The 19,754-nt window shown below is 61.2% G+C and carries 19 protein-coding genes and 2 pseudogenes; 5 read left to right on the top strand and 16 right to left on the bottom strand.

Annotation, left to right across the window (positions count from 1 at the left end):
• Nucleotides 1-249 precede the first annotated feature (249 nt).
• Together mctP and FSO04_RS40965 are read right to left on the bottom strand one after the other, a co-directional pair.
• The gene (mctP, locus tag FSO04_RS40970) at nt 250-1,731 is read right to left on the bottom strand and encodes a monocarboxylate uptake permease MctP (RefSeq protein WP_154567089.1); all 1,482 of its coding nucleotides are present in this window, start codon (nt 1,729-1,731) and stop codon (nt 250-252) included.
• Nucleotides 1,728-1,925, bottom strand: a complete 198-nt coding sequence (locus FSO04_RS40965; RefSeq protein WP_093634922.1) for a DUF3311 domain-containing protein — start codon at nt 1,923-1,925, stop codon at nt 1,728-1,730. Before FSO04_RS40965 ends, mctP begins: the two co-directional genes overlap by 4 nt.
• Before the next feature lie 153 nt (nt 1,926-2,078).
• On the opposite strand from FSO04_RS40965, the gene FSO04_RS40960 reads away from it, so the two are divergent.
• From FSO04_RS40960 to FSO04_RS40950, 3 genes are all read left to right on the top strand, one after another.
• Nucleotides 2,079-3,467, top strand: a complete 1,389-nt coding sequence (locus tag FSO04_RS40960; protein ID WP_154567088.1) for a cache domain-containing protein — start codon at nt 2,079-2,081, stop codon at nt 3,465-3,467.
• Nucleotides 3,464-4,111: a response regulator gene (locus tag FSO04_RS40955; RefSeq protein WP_154567087.1), complete on the top strand. Its 648-nt coding sequence runs from the start codon at nt 3,464-3,466 to the stop codon at nt 4,109-4,111. Before FSO04_RS40960 ends, FSO04_RS40955 begins: the two co-directional genes overlap by 4 nt.
• A 95-nt stretch (nt 4,112-4,206) precedes the next feature.
• A complete protein-coding gene (locus FSO04_RS40950) occupies nt 4,207-4,749 on the top strand; it encodes a hypothetical protein (protein ID WP_154567086.1) in 543 nt (180 codons plus the stop codon).
• 24 nt (nt 4,750-4,773) lie between these two features.
• Here FSO04_RS40950 and FSO04_RS40945 read toward each other — a convergent pair whose 3' ends face one another.
• The 12 genes and pseudogenes from FSO04_RS40945 to FSO04_RS40885 all read right to left on the bottom strand — a co-directional run bounded on the left by FSO04_RS40945 (nt 4,774) and on the right by FSO04_RS40885 (nt 17,254).
• Nucleotides 4,774-6,012, bottom strand: a complete 1,239-nt coding sequence (locus tag FSO04_RS40945; RefSeq protein WP_154567085.1) for an HlyD/EmrA/EmrK family protein — start codon at nt 6,010-6,012, stop codon at nt 4,774-4,776.
• Nucleotides 6,013-7,557 carry an efflux transporter outer membrane subunit gene (locus FSO04_RS40940; RefSeq protein WP_154567084.1) on the bottom strand — a complete coding sequence of 515 codons (1,545 nt, stop codon included), beginning with the start codon at nt 7,555-7,557 and terminating at the stop codon, nt 6,013-6,015. It abuts the gene before it with no gap.
• Nucleotides 7,558-7,691: 134 nt separating this feature from the next.
• A pseudogene (locus tag FSO04_RS40935) lies at nt 7,692-8,588 on the bottom strand (glycosyltransferase family 2 protein); the annotation flags it as partial.
• Between the two features lie 10 nt (nt 8,589-8,598).
• On the bottom strand, nt 8,599-10,206 hold the full coding sequence (locus FSO04_RS40930; RefSeq protein ID WP_154567082.1) for a DHA2 family efflux MFS transporter permease subunit: 1,608 nt from the start codon (nt 10,204-10,206) through the stop codon (nt 8,599-8,601).
• Nucleotides 10,203-11,531: a glycosyltransferase gene (locus FSO04_RS40925; protein ID WP_154567081.1), complete on the bottom strand. Its 1,329-nt coding sequence runs from the start codon at nt 11,529-11,531 to the stop codon at nt 10,203-10,205. The genes FSO04_RS40930 and FSO04_RS40925 overlap by 4 nt, the downstream gene beginning before the upstream one ends.
• Before the next feature lie 9 nt (nt 11,532-11,540).
• Nucleotides 11,541-12,110 (bottom strand): methyltransferase family protein, encoded by a 570-nt coding sequence (locus FSO04_RS40920; protein ID WP_166618361.1) that lies wholly within the window; start codon nt 12,108-12,110, stop codon nt 11,541-11,543.
• Between the two features lie 149 nt (nt 12,111-12,259).
• Nucleotides 12,260-13,096: pseudogene (locus FSO04_RS40915) on the bottom strand (alpha/beta fold hydrolase); the annotation flags it as partial.
• A gap of 541 nt (nt 13,097-13,637) precedes the next feature.
• Nucleotides 13,638-14,123 carry a hypothetical protein gene (locus tag FSO04_RS40910; RefSeq protein ID WP_154567078.1) on the bottom strand — a complete coding sequence of 162 codons (486 nt, stop codon included), beginning with the start codon at nt 14,121-14,123 and terminating at the stop codon, nt 13,638-13,640.
• A 22-nt stretch (nt 14,124-14,145) separates the two neighbouring features.
• Nucleotides 14,146-14,955: an H-NS family nucleoid-associated regulatory protein gene (locus FSO04_RS40905; protein ID WP_154567077.1), complete on the bottom strand. Its 810-nt coding sequence runs from the start codon at nt 14,953-14,955 to the stop codon at nt 14,146-14,148.
• Between the two features lie 179 nt (nt 14,956-15,134).
• Nucleotides 15,135-15,473 carry a hypothetical protein gene (locus FSO04_RS40900; RefSeq protein WP_115776790.1) on the bottom strand — a complete coding sequence of 113 codons (339 nt, stop codon included), beginning with the start codon at nt 15,471-15,473 and terminating at the stop codon, nt 15,135-15,137.
• A 311-nt stretch (nt 15,474-15,784) separates the two neighbouring features.
• Nucleotides 15,785-16,858: a DUF6765 family protein gene (locus FSO04_RS40890; RefSeq protein ID WP_154567075.1), complete on the bottom strand. Its 1,074-nt coding sequence runs from the start codon at nt 16,856-16,858 to the stop codon at nt 15,785-15,787.
• A 135-nt stretch (nt 16,859-16,993) separates the two neighbouring features.
• Nucleotides 16,994-17,254, bottom strand: a complete 261-nt coding sequence (locus FSO04_RS40885) for a MipA/OmpV family protein (protein WP_154567074.1) — start codon at nt 17,252-17,254, stop codon at nt 16,994-16,996.
• On the opposite strand from FSO04_RS40885, the gene FSO04_RS40880 reads away from it, so the two are divergent.
• Nucleotides 17,254-17,484, top strand: coding sequence for a DUF2964 family protein (locus FSO04_RS40880; RefSeq protein WP_154567073.1), 231 nt, complete (start codon nt 17,254-17,256; stop codon nt 17,482-17,484). The two genes, FSO04_RS40885 and FSO04_RS40880, sit on opposite strands and share 1 nt — an antisense overlap.
• 183 nt (nt 17,485-17,667) lie before the next feature.
• Here FSO04_RS40880 and FSO04_RS40875 read toward each other — a convergent pair whose 3' ends face one another.
• Both FSO04_RS40875 and FSO04_RS40870 read right to left on the bottom strand, forming a co-directional pair.
• Complete coding sequence (locus tag FSO04_RS40875) at nt 17,668-18,015, bottom strand: FKBP-type peptidyl-prolyl cis-trans isomerase (protein WP_233465191.1); 348 nt, start codon at nt 18,013-18,015, stop codon at nt 17,668-17,670.
• Between the two features lie 223 nt (nt 18,016-18,238).
• Complete coding sequence (locus tag FSO04_RS40870) at nt 18,239-19,105, bottom strand: carbon-nitrogen hydrolase family protein (RefSeq protein ID WP_154567072.1); 867 nt, start codon at nt 19,103-19,105, stop codon at nt 18,239-18,241.
• A gap of 270 nt (nt 19,106-19,375) precedes the next feature.
• On the opposite strand from FSO04_RS40870, the gene FSO04_RS40865 reads away from it, so the two are divergent.
• Nucleotides 19,376-19,754, top strand: a 379-nt coding sequence (locus FSO04_RS40865) for a hypothetical protein (protein WP_199203102.1), incomplete at its 3' end; no start/stop codon positions are given.

The raw sequence follows: 19,754 nt of genomic DNA, 5'->3' as shown, positions 1-19,754 counted from the left end.
GGCGTATTTGAATTCTGGTTTGCCCATCATCGCATCCTCACCCTTGACCTGAGGAGCGAAAATCACTGACCATAAAGTGTCAATGATGTCCCCGCACGTCTGTCAACCATGTCCCCGGTCTATACACGGCATGCAAAGAAAAGTAGGTGCCGCCCCGCACAGGGGCAACGCTAATAGACCACTAACAAAACAAGGAAAGGCCAACGCCGCCCGAGCAAGCACCCCAACAGCGCCAGCCAGCCAAAAACATCAAACCGCCGCCACAACCCTCCGCGGCGACAAAACCGACACAACAAAACTAACAACAACATTAGCAGCGAGCGCAATCAACCCAATATAAACCGGATAAACCGCATCCCCAACATGCAAAGCAAACACCGGCTTTAGCCCTTGAGAAATAGCAAGCCCAGTCCCAAGCACGATCCCGACCAACCACCCAAGAAACAACCCCGCCGTATTCAACCGCCGCGTATACAACGAAAACACAATAGCCGGAAAGATCTGCAAAATCCAAACCCCACCCAGCAACTGCAAATCAATCGCATACTGCGTCGGCAGGAACACAATAAACAACAGCGCCCCAAACTTCACAACCAGCGAAACGATCTTCGCCGTAGAAGCCTCAGCCTCAGGCGTGATATCCGGCGAAACGAGAGGACGCCACAAATTCCGCGTGAACAGATTAGCCGCACCAATCGACATGATCGCGGCGGGCACCAACGCGCTAATCGCAATAGCCGCAGCAGCAAAGCCAACGAACCACGACGGGAACAGCGTGTTAAACAGCGCCGGCACCATATCGGACGCCGACTTCACATGCACCCCAGCCGCAATCGCCATATACCCGAGCAACGCAATCAACCCCAGCAACAACGTATAAGCCGGCAGGAAAATCGCATTCTTGCGCACCGTATTAGCCGACGAGGACGACAACACCGCCGTCATCGTATGCGGATACATAAACGCCGCCAGTGCCGAACCTAACGCAAGCGAGGCATAAGCAGTGAACTGAGCCGGCTTCAGAATGATCCCGGTTGCACCGCCCTTGGCCTTGAAATACGTATCAGCCGCATCGAACACATGCGCATAGCCGCCGAGCTTCGCCGGAATCAGCCAAATGGCTGCAATCACGACGATATAGATCATGATGTCCTTGACGAACGCGATCATCGCCGGCGCCCGCAAGCCGCTTGCGTACGTGTAAAGCGCAAGAATCACGAAGGCGACGATCAGCGGCATCTCGCCCGTCACACCTAGCCCTTTGATCACGACCTGCATGCCCACCAGTTGCAGCGCGATATATGGCATCGTCGCGACAATGCCGGTCAATGCAACCGCAGCCGGGAACCACTTGCCACCGTATTCGCCCTGCACATAATCCGCTGCCGTGATGTGATCCTTCGCCTTCGCGATCTTCCACAGCTTCGGCATCACCGCGAACACGAACGGATAGACGATGATCGTGTACGGCAGCGCAAAGAAGCCATACGCGCCCACCGAATACACCAGCGCGGGCACCGCGATCACCGTATAAGCGGTATAGAAGTCGCCGCCGACGAGGAACCACGAAATCACCGTGCCGAATTGGCGGCCACCCAGGCCCCACTCATGCAATTGCGTCAGATCGCCCCGCTTCCAGCGCGCGGCAAAAAAACCGATCACGGTGACGAGAACAAAGAACGCGATAAAGACGGTCATCGCGACCGGGTTGACAGGATTGACATCGCTCATTTGACACCTCGGTACACGACGTAAATCAGTAGCGAGGTCAACGGAACCCACAAGAACTGATACCAGTAGAAGAACGGAAAGCCGGCGAACGAGGGCCGCGTGTCGTTATAGAACGGCAACCACAGCAACGCGATGTACGGGATCAGCAGGATTAGCCATAGCCATGAACGGCCGGCAGATTGGGAGGTCTCCACAAACTTCTCCTAGGTCTATTATTGAAATCGCGCTCCGGAAGGCGCGGTGCGTCGTGGGGATGTAGTATTCGCCTTCGTGAGCGCTCTCACAAGCGCGCAACTACGTAAGCCGGCTACGTAATACTACGTAGCCCGTCGGCCGTCCTGTCTACGATGAAACTCAAAGCAAAGATTGTCCTGCTGGCGATCGTGCCCTTTCTGGCGGCCATCGCCAGCATTGAAATTGGCGTGCGCCAGGAAGCCACGGCGCTCGCCGACACGCAGCACGCGACCACCCAGGCCGCGTACCTGGCCAGCAAGGAAATCGAGCTCAAACACTACGTCGAGCTCGCGACCACGGCGATCGCCCCGCTCTACAACGCCGGCCAGGACAACGCCCGCGACGACGCAATGCTGCGCACCCGCGCGCTCGACATCCTCGAGAAAATGGATTTCGGCAAGGACGGCTACTTCTTCGTCTACGACATGCACGGCCGTTCGCTGATGCATCCGCGCGAACCCGATCTCGTCGGACGCGACCTCTGGGAGCTACGCGATCCGCAAGGCAAGCTGACGATCCAGCAATTGCTCGCCACGGCCACGCGCGGCGGCGGCTATGTGCGCTACGTGTGGCATCGTCCGTCGACGGGCAAGCTCGCGTCGAAACTGGGTTACGTGGTGCCGCTCGAACGCTGGGGCTGGATGATCGGCACCGGCATCTATCTCGACGACGTCGACGCCACGCTCGCTGACATCGATCAGCGCGCGGCGGCCAACATCGACCGCACGATGCAGTGGATCGACGCCATCGCACTCGCCGGGCTCGCCGTGATCGCATTGTGTGCGCTGGTACTCAACGTCACCGAATACCGCAGTGCCGATGCAAAACTCAAGCGGCTCGCGCAGCAGGTGGTCGACTCGCAGGAAAACGAACGGGCGCGCCTGTCGCGTGAATTGCACGACGGCATCAGTCAGATGATGGTTTCCGTGAAGTTGCTGCTCGAATCGGCGTTGGCGCGCTTCGAACGCAGCGATGTACGCGTGCCTGCGGCGGAAGCCGCGCTATCGACCAGCGTGGCGCGCATCGGCGATACCTTGCGTGAAGTGCGCCGCATTTCCCACGCGCTGCGTCCGTCAATGCTCGATGACCTGGGCGTTGCAGCCGCGCTGGAGCAGCTCACTTTTTTTTTCTTCACGCAGATCGCCCACACTCATGCAGCGGCTTTGCCGGAAGCCGTGAACACGGTCCTGTTCCGTATCGCCCAGGAAGCACTGACGAACATCGTGCGGCACGCACAGGCGTCCAGCGCGGCGCTTTCGCTGGAAGTATCGAGCGACGCCGTCACGCTGACGATTTCGGACAACGGGCGCGGTTTCGATGTGGCGCACGCACTCGTCAGTCCACGCGCGGGCGTGGGTCTGCGCAATATGCGCGAGCGGCTGGACGTACTGGGCGGCAAGCTGTCGCTCAGTTCGCAAGCCGGTCATACGATCGTAACCGCGCGCGTGCCGATCGTTGCGTCTGGGCTTCAATCGCCGGCCTTGCAGGAAACCTCACTATGAACGGCATGTCACTTGCCATCGCACGTCTGATTCTGATCGACGACCATCCGCTGGTACGCGACGGCTTGCGCGCCCGGCTAGAAGCCGTGCGCAACATCGAAATCGTCGGCGAAGCGGGCAATGCGCAGGAAGCACTCGCACTCGCCGCCAGCCAGGAACCTCATCTGGTGCTGATGGATGTTGGCATGAACGGAATGAACGGCATCGCGTTGGCCGGCATGTTTCATGAGCGCTTCCCGGCGATACGCGTGCTGATGCTCTCCATGCACGACAACCTCGAGTACGTGACCCAGGCGGTGCGCGCAGGGGCCAGCGGTTATGTGCTCAAGGACTCGCCCGCCACCGAAATCATTCAGGCGATTGGCGCGGTGCTGGAAGGCAAGACGTTTTTCAGCGCGGGGCTGGGCGCGCGATTGATCCAGGCATCGGCGACGCAGTCGCCCATTGAAAGGCTCACACCGCGCGAGCGCGATATTCTCGATGCGCTCGCGGAAGGTCTCTCGAGCAAGCAGATCGCTCAACGCAACGACCTCTCGGTGCGCACGGTGGAAACGCATCGGCTGAATCTGAAACGCAAGCTCGATATCGAAGGCCAGGCTGAGTTGATCAAGTTCGCCGTTGAAAATCGTCGCAAGAGTCAGTGAGGTTTTGAGCCGCCGCGGCATAATCTCGACGGGGTAGTCGAGAATCTAAACCGTTGAACCGTCTGCCCCACGCTCAAATCCCGGAGCCCAAGACGATGAAGCGCCTGATCCAACAGCACCTGGCGAGTCTGCTGATCTGCATGGCCGCGACGCATGCCCAGGCGCAAGCGCAACGCGTCAATCGCGGCCACGATCCATTCTTTCAGATATCCAAAGCGATCGACAAATGCCCGGTTCCCTTAGGTCCACTCGAGACCGAGCAGGAATGGCTCGACGACAGTCATTACCGGATCGAGCGCGGCAATAGCTGCTGGGTGGAGGGCCGTTGCCGTCTGTCGAACGCGTATCTCTACGACGTGGAAATCGCCGACGCCGTCCAACGGCGTCTCACCAACATCAATTACGCCACTCACTGGCGCGAACAGTCGACGCTGTGGCTTACGCTGCAACGTCGCTTCATCTACGTACAAGGCTGCGTCGCACCAGGCTTCGACAAACAGACGTTCCTCGCGGAACTCGCAAAAACCGCTGACGTCGAGCGCGTGATCGACGACACCACGACCAACCCGCACGCAGCGTCGCTACCCTATAAAACGCTGGCAGATCCTGACAAGCCCGTGATCGATCCGGGCAACTAGCCACAGTAGCGCAGCGGCGGCAATCTAGTCAGCAGCACCCCCACGGTCACTATTGTCCCGAATGATTTGAGCGATCAGCACGTCCGCATCGCGCGAGACGTTATCGTGAACGCGGGTACTCTGTGTGGCCGCCGGCGTATCGTTGCCGATCAGATGACCGCTGCGCACATGGGTATCCACCGAGACCTGCATCGACAGGCCGAGCCGCAACGGATGCGCCGCGAGTTCGGCCGCGTCGAGCGAAATCACGATCGGCACGCGCTGCACGACCTTGATCCAGTTACCGGCAGCGTTCTGTGACGGCAGCATCGAAAACGCACTACCCGTGCCAGCTGAAAAGCCCTCCACGTGCCCCTGATACACCACTTGCGAGCCGTACACGTCCGACACGATGCGTACCGGCTGCCCCACGCGCATGCTGCGAATCTGGCCTTCCTTGAAATTCGCCTCGACCCAAAGACGCTCGAGTGGAATGATCGACATGAGTGCAAGCCCCGGCCCGACCTGCTGGCCGATCTGTACCGAACGCTGTCCGACCGTGCCGTCGACGGGAGAAACGACTGTGGTGCGCTGCAGATTACGGTAAGCGAGCCGCAATTGCGCTGCGGCCTGCAGAACCGGCGGGCTGGCTTCGACCGGGAATTTCCCGCCGAGCGCGCGGGCGGCATCGAGCTGGACTTGCGCCGAGGCGAGGTTCGCTTGCGCGACTGCTACCGCTTCGCGAGCGCGCGCCAATTCTTCCGGCGACACGACTTCCACCGACGCATGATCGCGCGCCGCCAGCGCACGTTGCGCCAACGCGAGTTCGGCGCGGCGCGCGTCGATTGACTGGACATAGAGCTTGCGCGAGATCGTCGCGTTTGCCACTTGTCGCACGGCGAGTGTCAGTTGCGCTTTGGCCTGCGCAAACGCGGCGGCCGCCTCCGCATCGTCGAGTTTGACGAGCGGCTGACCGGCACGCACCTGCCGTGTGTTGTCCACCAGAATATCGGTGACCGTGCCGGGTATCTGCGCGGCGATCTGGACGATGTTGCCCGCCACGTAGGCGTCGTCGGTCTCTTCGAAGAAACGCGCGCTTAAGCCCCAATACGTCAGCCACGCCACACCGGCGAGCGCCACCACGCCGAAGAAAGCGGCAAAACGGCGCCGGCGCGCCGCCCGTTTCGAATCATGCGCGTCGCCCGCTATGCCTGTCGCGTTTGCCGGGTTTGCCTGCTCCTCGGTCCAGCCCGCGGCATGTTGTGCCTGTTTATCGTTGTGCATTCAATCGAAGTGCGTATCCGTGATGCGTGCGTGGGAGGGAAAGGTGGTCTGATAGTGAGAAATCGGTGCGCCGGCCACCTTGCGTACGTCGAAGCCACCACCGAGCGCGCCGACCAGCGCAACCTGCAGCATTCTGCGGCGGCCCTGCAAATCCACCTGCTGCGCGCGTTCGTCGAGCAAGGACAGGTCGGCCAGCGTCACGTCCTTCTGCATGCCGATGCCGCGGCGATGCCGCTCTTCAGCGATCGCGACGATATGCGAGGCCGCTTCCACGGCGCGCGTCTGCTCGGTCGCGAGCGTATCGACAGTGCGCAAGGAAGTCAGCTGGCGCGCGACCTCGCCGAGCGCCTCGTCGACGGTCTTGTTGTAGAGGCCGATCGCGGCGTCGACATTGGCGTAGTCGCCGCCTAATTGCGCGTGCAAACGGGTCCGGTCGAAAATCGGCAAGGAGATCGCCGGTCCCACCGAGCCGGTCAACGCCGCGCGCGAGAAAAGCGCGCCGGGCGTCAATGCTGTCAGCCCGGCAAAGGCCACCAGATTCACGTCCGGATAGAACTGGGCCCGCGTGGCGTCGGTGTTGGCGAGCGCCGCTTCAGCCCGCAAACGCGCCGCCACGATGTCGGGCCGACGGCCCAACAGATCGACCGGCAATTGCGCAGGCATCGGCGCATCGGCCGCCGCGGCCAGTTGCGGACGATGCAGCGACAAACCCCGCTCCGCGCCGCGCCCCGTCAACACGCCGATCTGCAATTCGGTCAGTTTGATGCGCTCGTCGTTGAGCGCCTGCTGGGAGGCGAGCCGGCTTCGCTTGAGTGTGGCATCGGCCGAGTCGTACGCGTTATCGATGCCACGCGCGCCACGCTCGCGCAAGACCGCATCGACCCTGTCCGCGGCCTGCTGCTTTTGCAGCAAAATGTCCTGCATCGCAAAGGCGCGGTCGAGCTCGCAGTAGAGCGTCACGAGCGCGACCGTCAGCGTGAGCCGCGCCTGCTCCGCATCGACTCGTGCGGCGTCGCGCGTGGACAGCAGGCTGCCGGTCAGCGCGGCATTCTTGCCCCACAGGTCGAGCTGGTAGCTCAGGCCCGCGAACAACGCGGCCGGCGACACCACCGGATCATTGAACAACTGCACCGGAATCTGCTGGCCGCCGACAGATACGTTAGCCACGTCGTTCGGCTGCGGTAAGCGGGCCTTGCTCACTGTCGCGCCCGCCGTGCCGGTGAGGCCGGTGAGCGAAGCAAACTGTTCGAGTTGTGCCTGCGCGGCACCCACTCTCGCTTTGGCAATCTGCAGGTCGGGATTGTTTTGCAAGGCTTCAGCGGTCAGCTCATCCAGTTGCGGATCGCGGTAGCGCTTGACCCAATCGGGCGCGGGCCATGCACCGTTCGCGCCTGGCCCGATGGTCTGCGAAAGTGCATCGGCGGATGGCTTGATCGGTTTGACGTTGGCTTGCAGACCCGCATCGCTCACGCAACCGGTCAGCGCCGCTGCAATCAGCAGCAGCGGCAGCAGCAACGGCAAGGTGCGTGGCATAGGGAATTGCATAGACCGTCTCATGAGTGCCGGGTAAGAGGCATTGCACGTTCTCCTGCTACCCGCGTATTCATCTCGCCAAAGCTCGCCGAGTTAGCCGCATTAACCGCATTCGTGGTCCTGGCCAATTTGGACGCAAATCGCGGACGGGTCCTCTCAAGCGGCCCCATTCGTCCGAAGAACCCATCGAATAGACCCAGCGCAATCGCGTTGAGCTTGGCCAGCTTGTCTTTTTCAAGCAGCGCAATCTGCACGATTTGCCAGAGCGTCAGCACGTTCGGCACGATTGCGACCGGCAGACGCATTCCATATTGCAGCGCAAGCTGCATCGCGTTTCGCGCGCTGTAATAGCGGCGGAAACCGGGGTGATTCATCGTCGTCAATTCCAGAGAACCCAGTTTGTGGCGGCGCCGTGAGCCGATCCGATGCAGCAGCACGAGCGACGGCACCACGTACACGGGCACATTACGCAGCAATGCACGCAGGCAGTATTCGGTATCGACGTGGTCGATAAAGAGCGCTTCGTCAAAGCGGCCGAGGCGCGCGAACGCCTCGCGTGAAATGACACAGCCGGACGAAATCAGAAACGCGCAGCGCTGCAGCGCGGCATCGGCGTGTATCGACAGCCTCTCTACCGCCAAACCGCTCGTCGCGAGTTCGGGCAGGAAGCGTTGATCGTTTTCATCGAAGATGCGCGGGCCCGCTAAAAATGCCCGGCCACTCATCGACGTGCACCGGTCGCGCATCACGGCGAAGTAAGCCTCCGGCGCCTCGGAATCCTGATCGAACAGCGCGACCGCATCCGCGCCTGCGTCGAACAGCGCACTCAAGCCGCAATTGAAGGCGCCGGCAATGCCGTTGCGATTACCGTGATGCAGCAACGCGACGCCAGCCTCGCCCAGCATCATCGCGGCGCGCGCGTCCGGCAACGGTGAGTTGTCGACCACCAGCAAGCGGTCGCACGCCGAACGCATCGCCACCGCGCGCGCGAGCTGCTCTTCACTCGGATGAAACAGGATGATCAATGCGCCCAGGATCGTCATTCGAAGTTCCTCAGTGACCTAAAGCCATCGCCGCGCCGCGCTTGGGACGCGTGAGCCACATCATGACGGCGAGCACGAGGCAGGTGATGCTTGCCATGTAGAACATGTCGCCGGTCGCCATCATGTAGGCCTGTTGCTGCACGACGTAATGCAAGGTGGTGAGTTCGCGCGCGCCGTCGATGCCCATGCCGTGCAGACTCTGAACGAAGCGCTGCGTATTACCGGACGATTTCGTCACCGACTGCGCGACGACGTCGTAGTGATACAGCGCGCGGTTATCCCATAGCGTGACGCTCATCGCCGTGCCGAACGCCGCCGACAGTGTGCGCAAAAAATTCGACAGGCTGGAGGCCGCGGCGAGCTTGTCGTCGGATACGCGCGAGAGCGTCGCTGCCGTCAACGGAATGAAGAAGCACGGCAAGCCGATGCCCTGAATCAGACCCGGCGTGATGATCTGTGTGAAAGTCATGGTCAGCGTGAAATGCGCATCCCACCACAGCACGGCCGCGAACACGAGAAAGCCGAAAGTCGCGAGCACGCGCGCGTCGAAACGGGCCGCATAAATGCCGACCAGAATCGAGAACACCAGCGCCAGCACGCCAAGCGGCGCGGTGGCGAGTCCGGCCTGGTACGCGGTGTAGCCCATCACAGCCTGCAACCAGAGCGGAAAGATCACGCCCACCACCGAGAAGCTCATCATGCCCAGCGAAATGATCAGCACGCAGAACGAAAACGTGCGATCACGGAACAGGCTCAGATCGATCACCGGATGCCGTTCGCCCGCCTCCCAGATCAACAGCGACACGATCGCCAACCCGGCGATGATCGCGAGCATCAGGATCAAAGGCGAATCGAACCAGCCGCGGTCGTGACCGAGATCCAGCACCGTCTGTAGCGAGCCCACGCCGACGACCAGCAAGATAATGCCAGGCAGATCGATCGGCACCGCCTTGCCAACGGGTGCATCGCGGCGCAGCAGCGTCATGCACACTGCGAACGAGAAGATGCCGATCGGCAGATTGATCAGGAAGATCCACGGCCACGAAAAATTGTCGATGATCCAGCCGCCCACCACCGGACCGAAGATCGGCGCAAGCAGCACCGTCATCGCCCACAGCGCGAGTGCCACGACGCGCTTATCCGGCGGAAAGGTCCGCAGCAGGATCGTTTGGGAAAGCGGCACCATCGGCCCGGAAAAGAGCCCCTGCAATGCCCGGCATACCACCAGAAGATGAAAGTCGCCGGCCACACCGCATAGCAGCGACGTCAACGTGAAAAGGATCACCGCGCCAAGGAACAGCCGCGTTTCGCCGACCCGCCGCGAGAGCCAGCCCGTCAAGGGCACGGCGATGGCGGCGGCCACGGAGTACGAGCTGATCACCCACGTACCCTGGCTGTTGGACACGCCGAGGCCGCCGGAAATAGCCGGTACCGCGACGTTGGTTACCGTCGAATCCAGGACTTCGATGAATGTGGCCAGCGACAGCGCGAACGTCAGCAAGGCGAGCCGCGCACCGCGCATGCCGGGTACGCTGCGCTCGCCGGTGGCGCCAGGGCCGACGCCGTGCGCCTCGTCAAACGACGCGGCGCGTTTCGGCAATGGCGTGGCGGCGCTCATACGCTATGCCCGCTGTCTGCGAACGCCGGCAAAGACATGCGGCCGACGGTTTGCGCGCGCATGCCGGTCGGCATGAAACCTTCGATATAGCGTGCGGCCGCCTCGCAACCATCCGGCGACGACGCGAGCCGGTCCTGCACGCGCCCGCACTGCGTCGCGATTGACGGGCTGCCGAGCAAATGCCTCAGCGCACGCGCAAGCGCCTGCGGCTCCAGTGGTTTATCGAGCCGAACGCCGCAACCGCTCACGACGACACGCTGCGCGTTATCGAACTGATCGTGCGCGAACGGCGTAACCACTTGCGGAATGCCGGCAGCATACGCAAGCGCCGCCGTGCCGATGCCGCCGTGATGCACCAGCGCCCGGCAGCGCGGCAACAGCTTCTGTAGCGGCACGTAGCGCCGCTTGAGCAGCGCGCCCTGTGCGTCTGTTTGGGCGGCTGGCGCTTCGGTTCGAGGCGCATCCGGCGTCAAAAGAATCCCGCGCAGCCCGCTTTCCGCCAGCGCCGCGCTCACCGCATTCGTATAGCGCGCCTGATCGATCAAGGTCGAACCGGCGGTGAAAACCACCGGCCGCTCGCCCGCGGCGAGAAAGGCGTCGAGTTGCGGATCGGGCGCGTGCACGCCCGTGTCGTTGAACAGCGGAAAACCGCTGAGGCAGCGCGGCGACGGCCAATCCGGCTGAGCTTGCGCGAACCAGTCGGGAAAGAGACACAGCACACCGTCGGTCGAATGCAGCCACTCGCCGAAAATGCGCCGCGCCGGTGCGAGCCCCAGCTCCACACGCAACGCATTCAATGCGGGGCCGCAGACCTTGTCGAGCGCCTGGCGCTCGATCAGCCGCAGCAGCGCCGTTTTTACAGCCAGCGGCAAGCCACGCGGAATCGTCAGCCGCGGGTGGGTGGGCGGCGCATGCGCGGAGAGCAGTGTCGACGGCGAGACCTGTACCGACACGAACGGCACCCGATACAGCTCCTGCATCAACCGCGCTGAAAAAGCCCACAACGTGCCGACCAGCACGGTGTCGTTATCGGTCAACGCAGCCAGCGTGTCGAAATGCGGCCGCAACGTCGGCGCGATCACCGCCCACAACGTGCGGAATGACGTACGCGGATGCCATAGCGCCGGGTTCGCCATCGCCGCTTCATATTCGGCGGCGGTGCCGATCGGCACGAATGTGAAACCCTGGCGCGAGACAGCCTCCGCGAACGGCGGATGCGTGCAGAAGACGATCTCGTGGCCGCGCGCAGCCAACGCCGCGCCGATGCCGAGCAAAGGATGTACGTCGCCCGCCGAGCCGATCGCGGTGATGATGACTTTCGTCATTCAGGTCGCTCAGAAGAGACCGGGAATCAGCGCGGCGACGTCGCGACGATACTGCGAATACGCGCGGCCGAAGTGACCGGTCAGCCAGCTCTCTTCGACCCGGACCTTGTACGCCAGCGAGGCGAAAATCAGCACTAACCCAGCCACGCCACGCCATTGCGCGCCGATCAGCACAGCGCCGAGCAGCGCCAGCAGGCAGCCGGTATAGATCGGATGACGAACCAGTCCATAAGGTCCGCTGCGCACCAGCTCATGCCCTTCCTTCAGTGTGACCGACACGCTCCAGTTAGTGCCGAGATGCAGCCGCGCCCACACGGAAAATGCGAGGCCGGCCAGCAGCACGGCGAGGCCTGCCAACTGCAACGGCCCGATCGCATGCGGATCGAAGGACAACGCCGCTGTGTTGAAGTCCGGCAGGACGATCAACGCGCCTCCGCCGATCAACGGAATCGACTGCAACGTGCGCGATAGAGACGCCTCCTTGCGCGCGGTTTCTTTGACCCGGTTCGACGTCGCGATCCAATACAGCAGCCACAGCGTCCACGGTACGACGATAGCGATGCTCTGAGCGATATTCACGGTAGTTCGACCTGTTGAAACGAGTGATCGGCGGAAGCTTGCAACGCGACATTCGCGACGTTCGCGACGTTCGCGATGGCGGGTTGTTGCACCGGCATGATGGGCGCGCGGGCGGCGAACGTGTCGAAACAGTCGAGCCCACGGCCTGGCGCCTGCGCCCGCGCGGCGCCGAAGTAATCGAAAATGGCCGTCCGAACCTGGCGCAGCGCGGCCCGCCCTTCGAGATCGAGGAAATGCCCGGCCTGCTCGATCGTCAGAAACTCGGCGCGCTTCAGATGCGCGCTAAGCGAACGGGCGTCCTCCGGTGTGGTGTAGTCGTCGATCTCGCCGTTGAGGAATTTCAGACCGCACTCGATGTTGCGGAACTCGTGCAGATAGTCCTCTGGACGAATGGCCAGAATCTGGTCGACGTGAAAGGCCACCTGATCCTGCTCGTCGCGTGGCAGCGTTGAGAGGTAGCGGTAGTTATAGAGCTTCATGATGCGCGGCAGATGCTGGCCAACGGTATCGTTGAGCAACTGCGCGGCCTTCAGATTTTCGCCGGCGGCGATGTGGTCGCGTGCCGCGGTCACGTACGCGGTCATCGCCGCGTTGAGCCGCGGCGAGAACGACGCAATCACAGCGCGTCTCACGCTGGTGCGCGCCCGCGAGAGCGCCAGCAGCGACGCCACCCCGCCCCACGACACCGACAACAGGAAGCTAGGCTCGAATAAGCCTATTAGATGCAGCAGAATGTCGACTTCATCGTCTTTTGTCAGAACGAAGTCGCACACGTTATGCGCTTTCGATTGACCCGCATAGGGTAAATCGAAACAAATTGGGTTATAGCGTTCGCCGAGGTATTTGATTGTCTGTCCGAACGACGCCGTGGTGGCCAGCGCGCCGTTGATCAGAATGACACTCTCGAAGGCCGGATCGAATACGTGACGTTCAACGTAGACTTTCAGGCCCGCCGGTAGCGGAACAAGGAGTTTTTCGATGGGCATGGCGTATTCGCATGCACTTGCGCAAGGCAAATGCGTACCGATACCGCGCCCGCGCTCGCGGACGCCTTGCGGCCGTACTACCGGGGATCAGGCCCATGCGATTTGCCTTTACGTACATTACGTATCTTTACGCCGGCAAATCCGATCCGCGACGACCGCTGCTGCACCGAAAACACGTACCACTCGACGTGATACCCGCCTGCTCTTCGTGACGCGCGCCTGAACTCAGGTCCGCTTCAATCGAGCGTTCGATGCCTCGTAATATATTTATATGTAATTTCGAATGCGCTGCTTCAATCTCTGCGGCGCGCCATTCGTTGACGCCAGTCTGCCCTCACTGCGTGAAGACTTCATGTCAATATACGATGACGGAAAGCTTTTTAACATGTTTCAAAAATAAAAGCTAAAAAAAGTCATTGAGCATATGTTCGAATTTGGCGGGAAAATGTTATTGAAAGGAAACAGCAGCGCGTTGCGCAGTCATTCCGTCGCCGCTGCGTAGCCAGCAGCGGCGCGAACTTCCCGACGGGCGTGAGCAACACTATCGGACCAGCGAGAAGGCTTCCCGGCAGGCGATCTCACCCGCGCCATACACGCCGACCACCGTATAGTCCGATGCCACGCATTCGAAGGTCGCGCCCTGAAACGTGATGACGAAATGGCGTTGCGCAGGACCAGGCGACGTGACGGCCGAAATCTCGGCGGCCAGCGACGAATTCATGACTTCGTGAACCGAGTACCCACTGAGCCCTTGCGACGCGAGTGGATGGATCTCGAGATCGACATCGCCGGGCGGCCCGAGCCGATGAAACACGGCGTCGGGAAATAGCACCGTGCAAAATGGATCGTCGTCGGAATCGAATGGTCCGAACCGTTCGAAGTCGGATTCAGCAATCGGATAAGCCAGAATCACCCGGCGGTCGCTGGCGACAATGAATGGTTCGGCGGCATCGGCTGCCGGATGAGGAACGGAGTCCAGCAGGACGACATGGTCCTCCTGCTGGGGTACTTCTAGCATGCTGGTCATCTACTTCACGACTCCGTTGCGCTCACACGCCGGCTTGTACCGTCGAGGTTTGCGGCGCTGCGGCAACGCTCGTCGCGCCGGCTTTGCCTTTACCACCCGTCTTGCGGCCCGGTGCTTTCCTGGCCGTCGCGGTTTTCTTCACGGCAGTCTTCCTTACCGCGGCTTTCTTCGCAGCGGGCTTGGCCACGCTTTTCTTTGCCGCAGCCTTTTTAGTCGCCGCAGTACCCTTCTTCCCAGCCGCTTTGGACGCCACTGCCTTTTTCGCCGTGACGGTTTTTTGGGCGGCGACATTGCTGGTGGCCGCAGCGCTATCGATCAGAAATTTGGTGCGATCCTTGACCGTGGCGAGCCATGCCGGCGCCGGGCCGCGTCCGCTCCAGGTCGCACCGGTTTTCGGATTGAGGTACTTGGGCGGCTGCGCGCCTTTAGGCTGGCCTTTACTTTTGCCTTTGGGAGCCACCGCTGCCTTTGCCGCGGACTTCAGTTCGCTTGCGCCTTCAATCAGGAATTGAGTCCGGTCTTTCACGGCAGCAATCCAGGCCGGTGCACGCCCGTGACCTGTCCATGTCGCGCCGGTTTTATGGTCGCGGTACTTCGGCAGCGACTTACCCGCGCTGACTGCTTTTACCTTGCCACCTGCAGCATGACCATTCAAGGCGCGCGCGGCGCGTCTCGCCTTTGCCTTTTCTTCGATATCTGCGGTAGTGAGGCCGTGCTTGAGCATCAGGTCGCGAATCTGGTCGACCGCGGCTTGTGCTTTCCTGGCAATAAGGACGTCAGCTTGCGCCTGGAGTTTCTTAAGCTTCGCCTGGATTTGCTCTAACGTGGGCATTTGATTGCTCCTTATGTGGTAATCGATCGCACTATGCCATGAATAGCGCGAGAAAGGCAGATCTACGAGCCTATAAGGGCATCAGGTTTACGCGGGAGCGCATCGCGTGGAGTACGAACCTTTCGCGTCCTGTATCCGATAGCCGCATTCTTTAGCTTTTCCCATTGCGAGCCAGCCGCTTAAGTCGGCGTAAAAACGACAACCTGGCGGTCGGCGATATACCGCACGCTGCGCACAAACCGGTACTGTTGATCGTCGGCGGTTATCCGGTTGAGTCCCAACTGCGTCAATGCGAGCATCTCGTCGGCCTGGAAAGCGGCCACTACGCCGTGATCCGTCAAATCCTCCAGCGTGCCGGACGGATTGCCGACATAAATACTGCGCACCTGCGTGCCGATCCGCATCAGAACCACGCTTTCTCCCTCGTCGAGCGCCAGTTCGAGATAGGCCGCAAGGGTTCGTAATGAATCCGGCGTGCAAGCCTGAGCCTGATAGATTGCAGCATTCGATGGCGTCATTTCTATTTCCCCGTCACCTATGTCAAGAGAAGCCGGCCGCCGTGCAATGCGGCAATAGTCGCTTCTACTATAGGCAAGCATCCGGAGATTCAAAGGGCGGCAGTTCATTTTTTTGCCGGTAACCCCGCGTTACCAATCTCGCAGCGCTGTTTCACCTGCGTCCGGACTGTCCTTCTACCGCCACGGCGAGTGGCGCGAACGCCGCGAATGGCGTGAACGTGAATGGCGTCGCGAGCAATGGCGCGAGCACGAATGGCATGGACGCGGCCGCTGGGGCGGCTATTGAAATGACGCGCAAAAGCGCCCTCTTTTCACGCGATCCGTAGTCCGCGAGTCGGCAGAATGTCCTGCGTAATCACAAAACGGTGCTCTTTGACGGCGTCGTGAAAGCGCCGGTAATCACTTTTCTCAAAGACGTCGCTCCACCGAGGGCGGTCCCCGCTGTCGTCGTCGGACTGCAAACCGGTGGCTTTATATTTCCAGGAGCCGAGCCCCTTGGCTACATAGTCCGGAATCGACTCTGACAGGCCTGGAATGGCGTCGGTTTTCACCGCTTCGCAAATGATCTGCAGGCGCTTGTTGTCGTCGAGATTCCGATTGGTATCGAGAAGCTCCGTGAGCGCGGCTTTGACATCTTCCGGCAAGCCGGGCTGGGATTCAAAATCTTCCCGTCCCGCGACATAGGCGCGCACCGCGCGGCAAGTCATCTCGGCCGCCTGCATGAACTCCGGCAGATTGTGCCTTTTGACGCGCTCATTTCTGCCGTCGATGTAATGCCATTTCGCCCACGGCTGATCGGGATAATGCAAAGCGGCCCCATGACCGACGGGCAGTGCAAGCGTCAGTACATCTTCCTCGACGTGTTGGACCAGATGCCGCGTGGCGCGGGTAAGACGGGCAAGCCAGCCTTCTCGCGTGCAATCTTCCGCCTCCAGCATATGAACGCGGTTCATCGGGCTTTCGATACCGGCGAAGCCCTGGTGAGCCCACGTATCGACGTACGCGTGCAGCGTCACGCCCAGGCGGTGCAATGCCGTGTCCGAGCCCCGCTGCCGGATCGCGCGGCGCACCACCTCGCGAGCAACAGCGCTATCCGGCCGGCACACCGCCTCCTCTTCAAGCGTCTCCCCCTCACCGGCAGGTAGAAAATGAAATGGCGTCCACACCAGACGGTTCTGGTCGTCTTCCGTGTTGGTGTAGTCGAATAGCTTGTGCGCCGTGGCAAAGCGCTCAAAAGTCTCGCCGCCGGCAAAACGCAGTATTCCTGAAGTGGTCGCATCGTCGACATACTGGCAGGCATGGGCCACCGTGAGCGCCTCAGCGGGCGCCATCCCGCCGGTACGGGCGACGATATAGACCACCCCGTAGTGAAAATCGATATTCATGGCAAACGCTCCTGACGCGCGACGAATGACGGCTAGATCTTCCGCAATGCGCAAAGCGGCGATTGCAGTGTTGCCGCACGCGCAGAGGGTAAACGACCGAATGCAACAGGACTTTAAAAAAGAACGCTACTACTTTTAGCGGAACGCATACGCCACGCCTACCCCATACGTGATCTGATTGCGCGTGCCGCGCTGCGTGACGATCGGACTTTCGGCGGCCGAGCCCGTCAATCGCTGATAGTAGATCATCGCTCCGCCAAACCAGTTTTTGTTGAACTGGTAGATCGCGGCGCCCCAACTGGTGATCTGTTCCGTGCCGAAACGGCATGCTTTGTCGCATTGTCTCTCATGCGAATCTTCGGACCACCTGACCACCGGTGAAAAAGGATACTGCAATGAAACTCAAGGAGTGGAGAGAAGGTGCAAGTCCGGAGCGGCGTAGCCTGATACGCAGCAAGCTTCACGTATTGCTGGCCACTATCGGTACGCTTTCTTCCGTAGTCGGCATTGGCGTGGCCATCAACGGCGGCCTTGAATTCAATCGTACCAAAGTCTTCGTCGGCGTTGGCATTATCGTCGTGTCCACTATTGTGTATGTGTCGATGCTATTCGCGCCAGCCGAGTAAGGCGAGAACTTCTGTTCTTTTAGAGAATCCAGTCGATCGACTACACGTCAGGTTCAGTCACCACGAGAGTAGCTCGATTTCTATCACAGATAGATTTCAGTGGGCAAATGCAGTGCCCTGAAAAAGAAAAACCCCGCTTCGATCTCCCGAGCGGGGTTCAGTCTCAGCGCACTTCGCGCGGTATTACTTGACGATACCTACGAGTTCGACTTCAAACGTCAGGTCGCTATTCGGCGGAATCGGGCCAACTCCGCGCTCGCCATAGGCCGTGGCCGACGGGCAGGTCAGCTTGGCCTTCTCGCCGACCTTCATTTTTTGCACGCCTTGCGTCCAGCACGGAATCACGCGATTAAGCGGGAAAGTTGCCGGACCGCCATGTTTGGCCGAGCTATCGAACTCGGTGCCGTTAGCGAGCGTGCCGCGATAGTTGACCTTGACGACATCGTCTGCGGCCGGCTGGGCACCCGTGCCCTGCGTAAGATGTTCAACGATTACGCCGGAAGGCAGTTTCTCAGTGGTGGAAGCGGCCATCGCCGTGGAAGAAAGAACAGCCGCGGCGACCAAAGCAACGATAGATTTCAAAGCGAGTCTCCAGGTGGGTAGTGCGTGCCATTGTAGCGGATGACATGTCGCATGCCACCGACCGCCGATGCGGGGTAATCACAGCCGCAAAGGCAGTTGAGCGGCAGGGCCCGTGGCACAGAGAATGCTACGTCCTGACGAGCGAGACGTAGGGTCGCCACCGCGCGTGCGGTTAATCCAGTCGGCGCACCACGTACTCACCCGCCGTCTCAACCGCGTGCGTCTTGAAGTCCGCGAGCACTGTTTCGCGCTCACGGACATCGGCCAGCACCGCCGGGTCGAGTAGCGCGGTAATCACTTCCTCCCGATCGCGGCTCGCTTCCGTCAGCACGTCGCCATAGGGGCCCCAGATCGCGCTCGCACCGCACGTTTCCCAACCGCCGGTGATGCCGACGTGATTCGACAACAGCACGTACAGGGTGTTGTCGAAAGCACGCGCGGGAAACCAGATGCGCGACTGGTGATAGCCAGTCTTCACGCTGAAGAGCGCGCTCACCAGATAAGCGTGCGCGCCGTTCACAGCGGCGTTGCGCGCGTGCTCAGGAAAACCGGAGTCGTAGCACACGCCGAGCGCGAGCCGCCATCCGTCGATCTCCAGCATGCAGCCTTGCGTGCCGGGTCGGTAAGTCTTCGTTTCGCCGCTGTAGAGATGCTGTTTGTGATACGGCTCGATCAGCTCGCCGGAATGGTTGAAGATCAGCGACGAAATATGAAGGGCGTCCACGCTGCCTATGCTACGTGTTGCCGCACCGACGACTACGGCGATCCCTCGCTCGCGGCAAACTTCCCGAATCGGTTCGAGCCGCGCGTCGTGTTCGTCGAAGGCGTATTTCGCGGGGTCGCCGGCAATCAGGTCAGGCTCGTAGCCGCTTAGAAATTTCTCGGGAAAGACCACCAGTTTCGCGCCGTGGTCGGCTGCAACGCCGGTCAGTTCGACCGTTCTGGCAATGTTCGCCGTGACGTCGCCGGAAACCGGTTGCGCTTGCGCCGCCGCAATTCGCAAAGGAGCTTGCGGCAGCGAGGCCTGTTTGTTATTCAACGCGGACTCCGTTCTGAATGGACTGTTGCGGTGTGCACGCCGGCGGCTGGCTTTGGCGTTTTACGCGGTGAGCGAGACCCGGCATTTAATCATGGACGGCACTCTATCAGGCGAACGTTGTTTGTGTTTTCGTGGATCGCGTCGAGCGGATGTTTTTCGAACTTCAGAAGGCAGGTGATTGAAGCGGCGCGGGCGGCCGTTTGTCGGCCGCCCGCGCGCTGAGGGTTGCAAGACGCGTTAGTGGCCGTGGCCGCCGCCGTAACCGCCACCATGGCCGCCACTGCCGCCGAAGCCTCCACCGAAACCGCCGCCATGGCCCTGGCCGCTGCTGCCTTTGCCGCCGTCGCCTTTGCCGCCGTCGCCTTTGCCGCCATCTCCATGGCCACCGTTGCCATGACCGCCGTCACCATGGCCACCATCTCCGTGGCCGCCGTCGCCATGGCCACCGTCTCCATGGCCGCCATTGCCATGACCACCGTCACCATGGCCGCCATCGCCGTGGCCGCCGTTGCCATGACCGCCGTCGCCGTGGCCGCCGTCGCCATGACCACCGTCACCATGGCCGCCGTCGCCGTGGCCGCCGTTGCCATGACCACCGTCACCATGGCCGCCATCGCCGTGGCCGCCGTCGCCGTGGCCGCCGTCGCCC

This window comes from Paraburkholderia madseniana (assembly GCF_009690905.1).
GTDB lineage: Bacteria > Pseudomonadota > Gammaproteobacteria > Burkholderiales > Burkholderiaceae > Paraburkholderia > Paraburkholderia madseniana.
The sequence above is the reverse complement of the archived record's forward strand: the minus strand, read 5'-3'. Positions and strand labels throughout refer to the sequence as shown.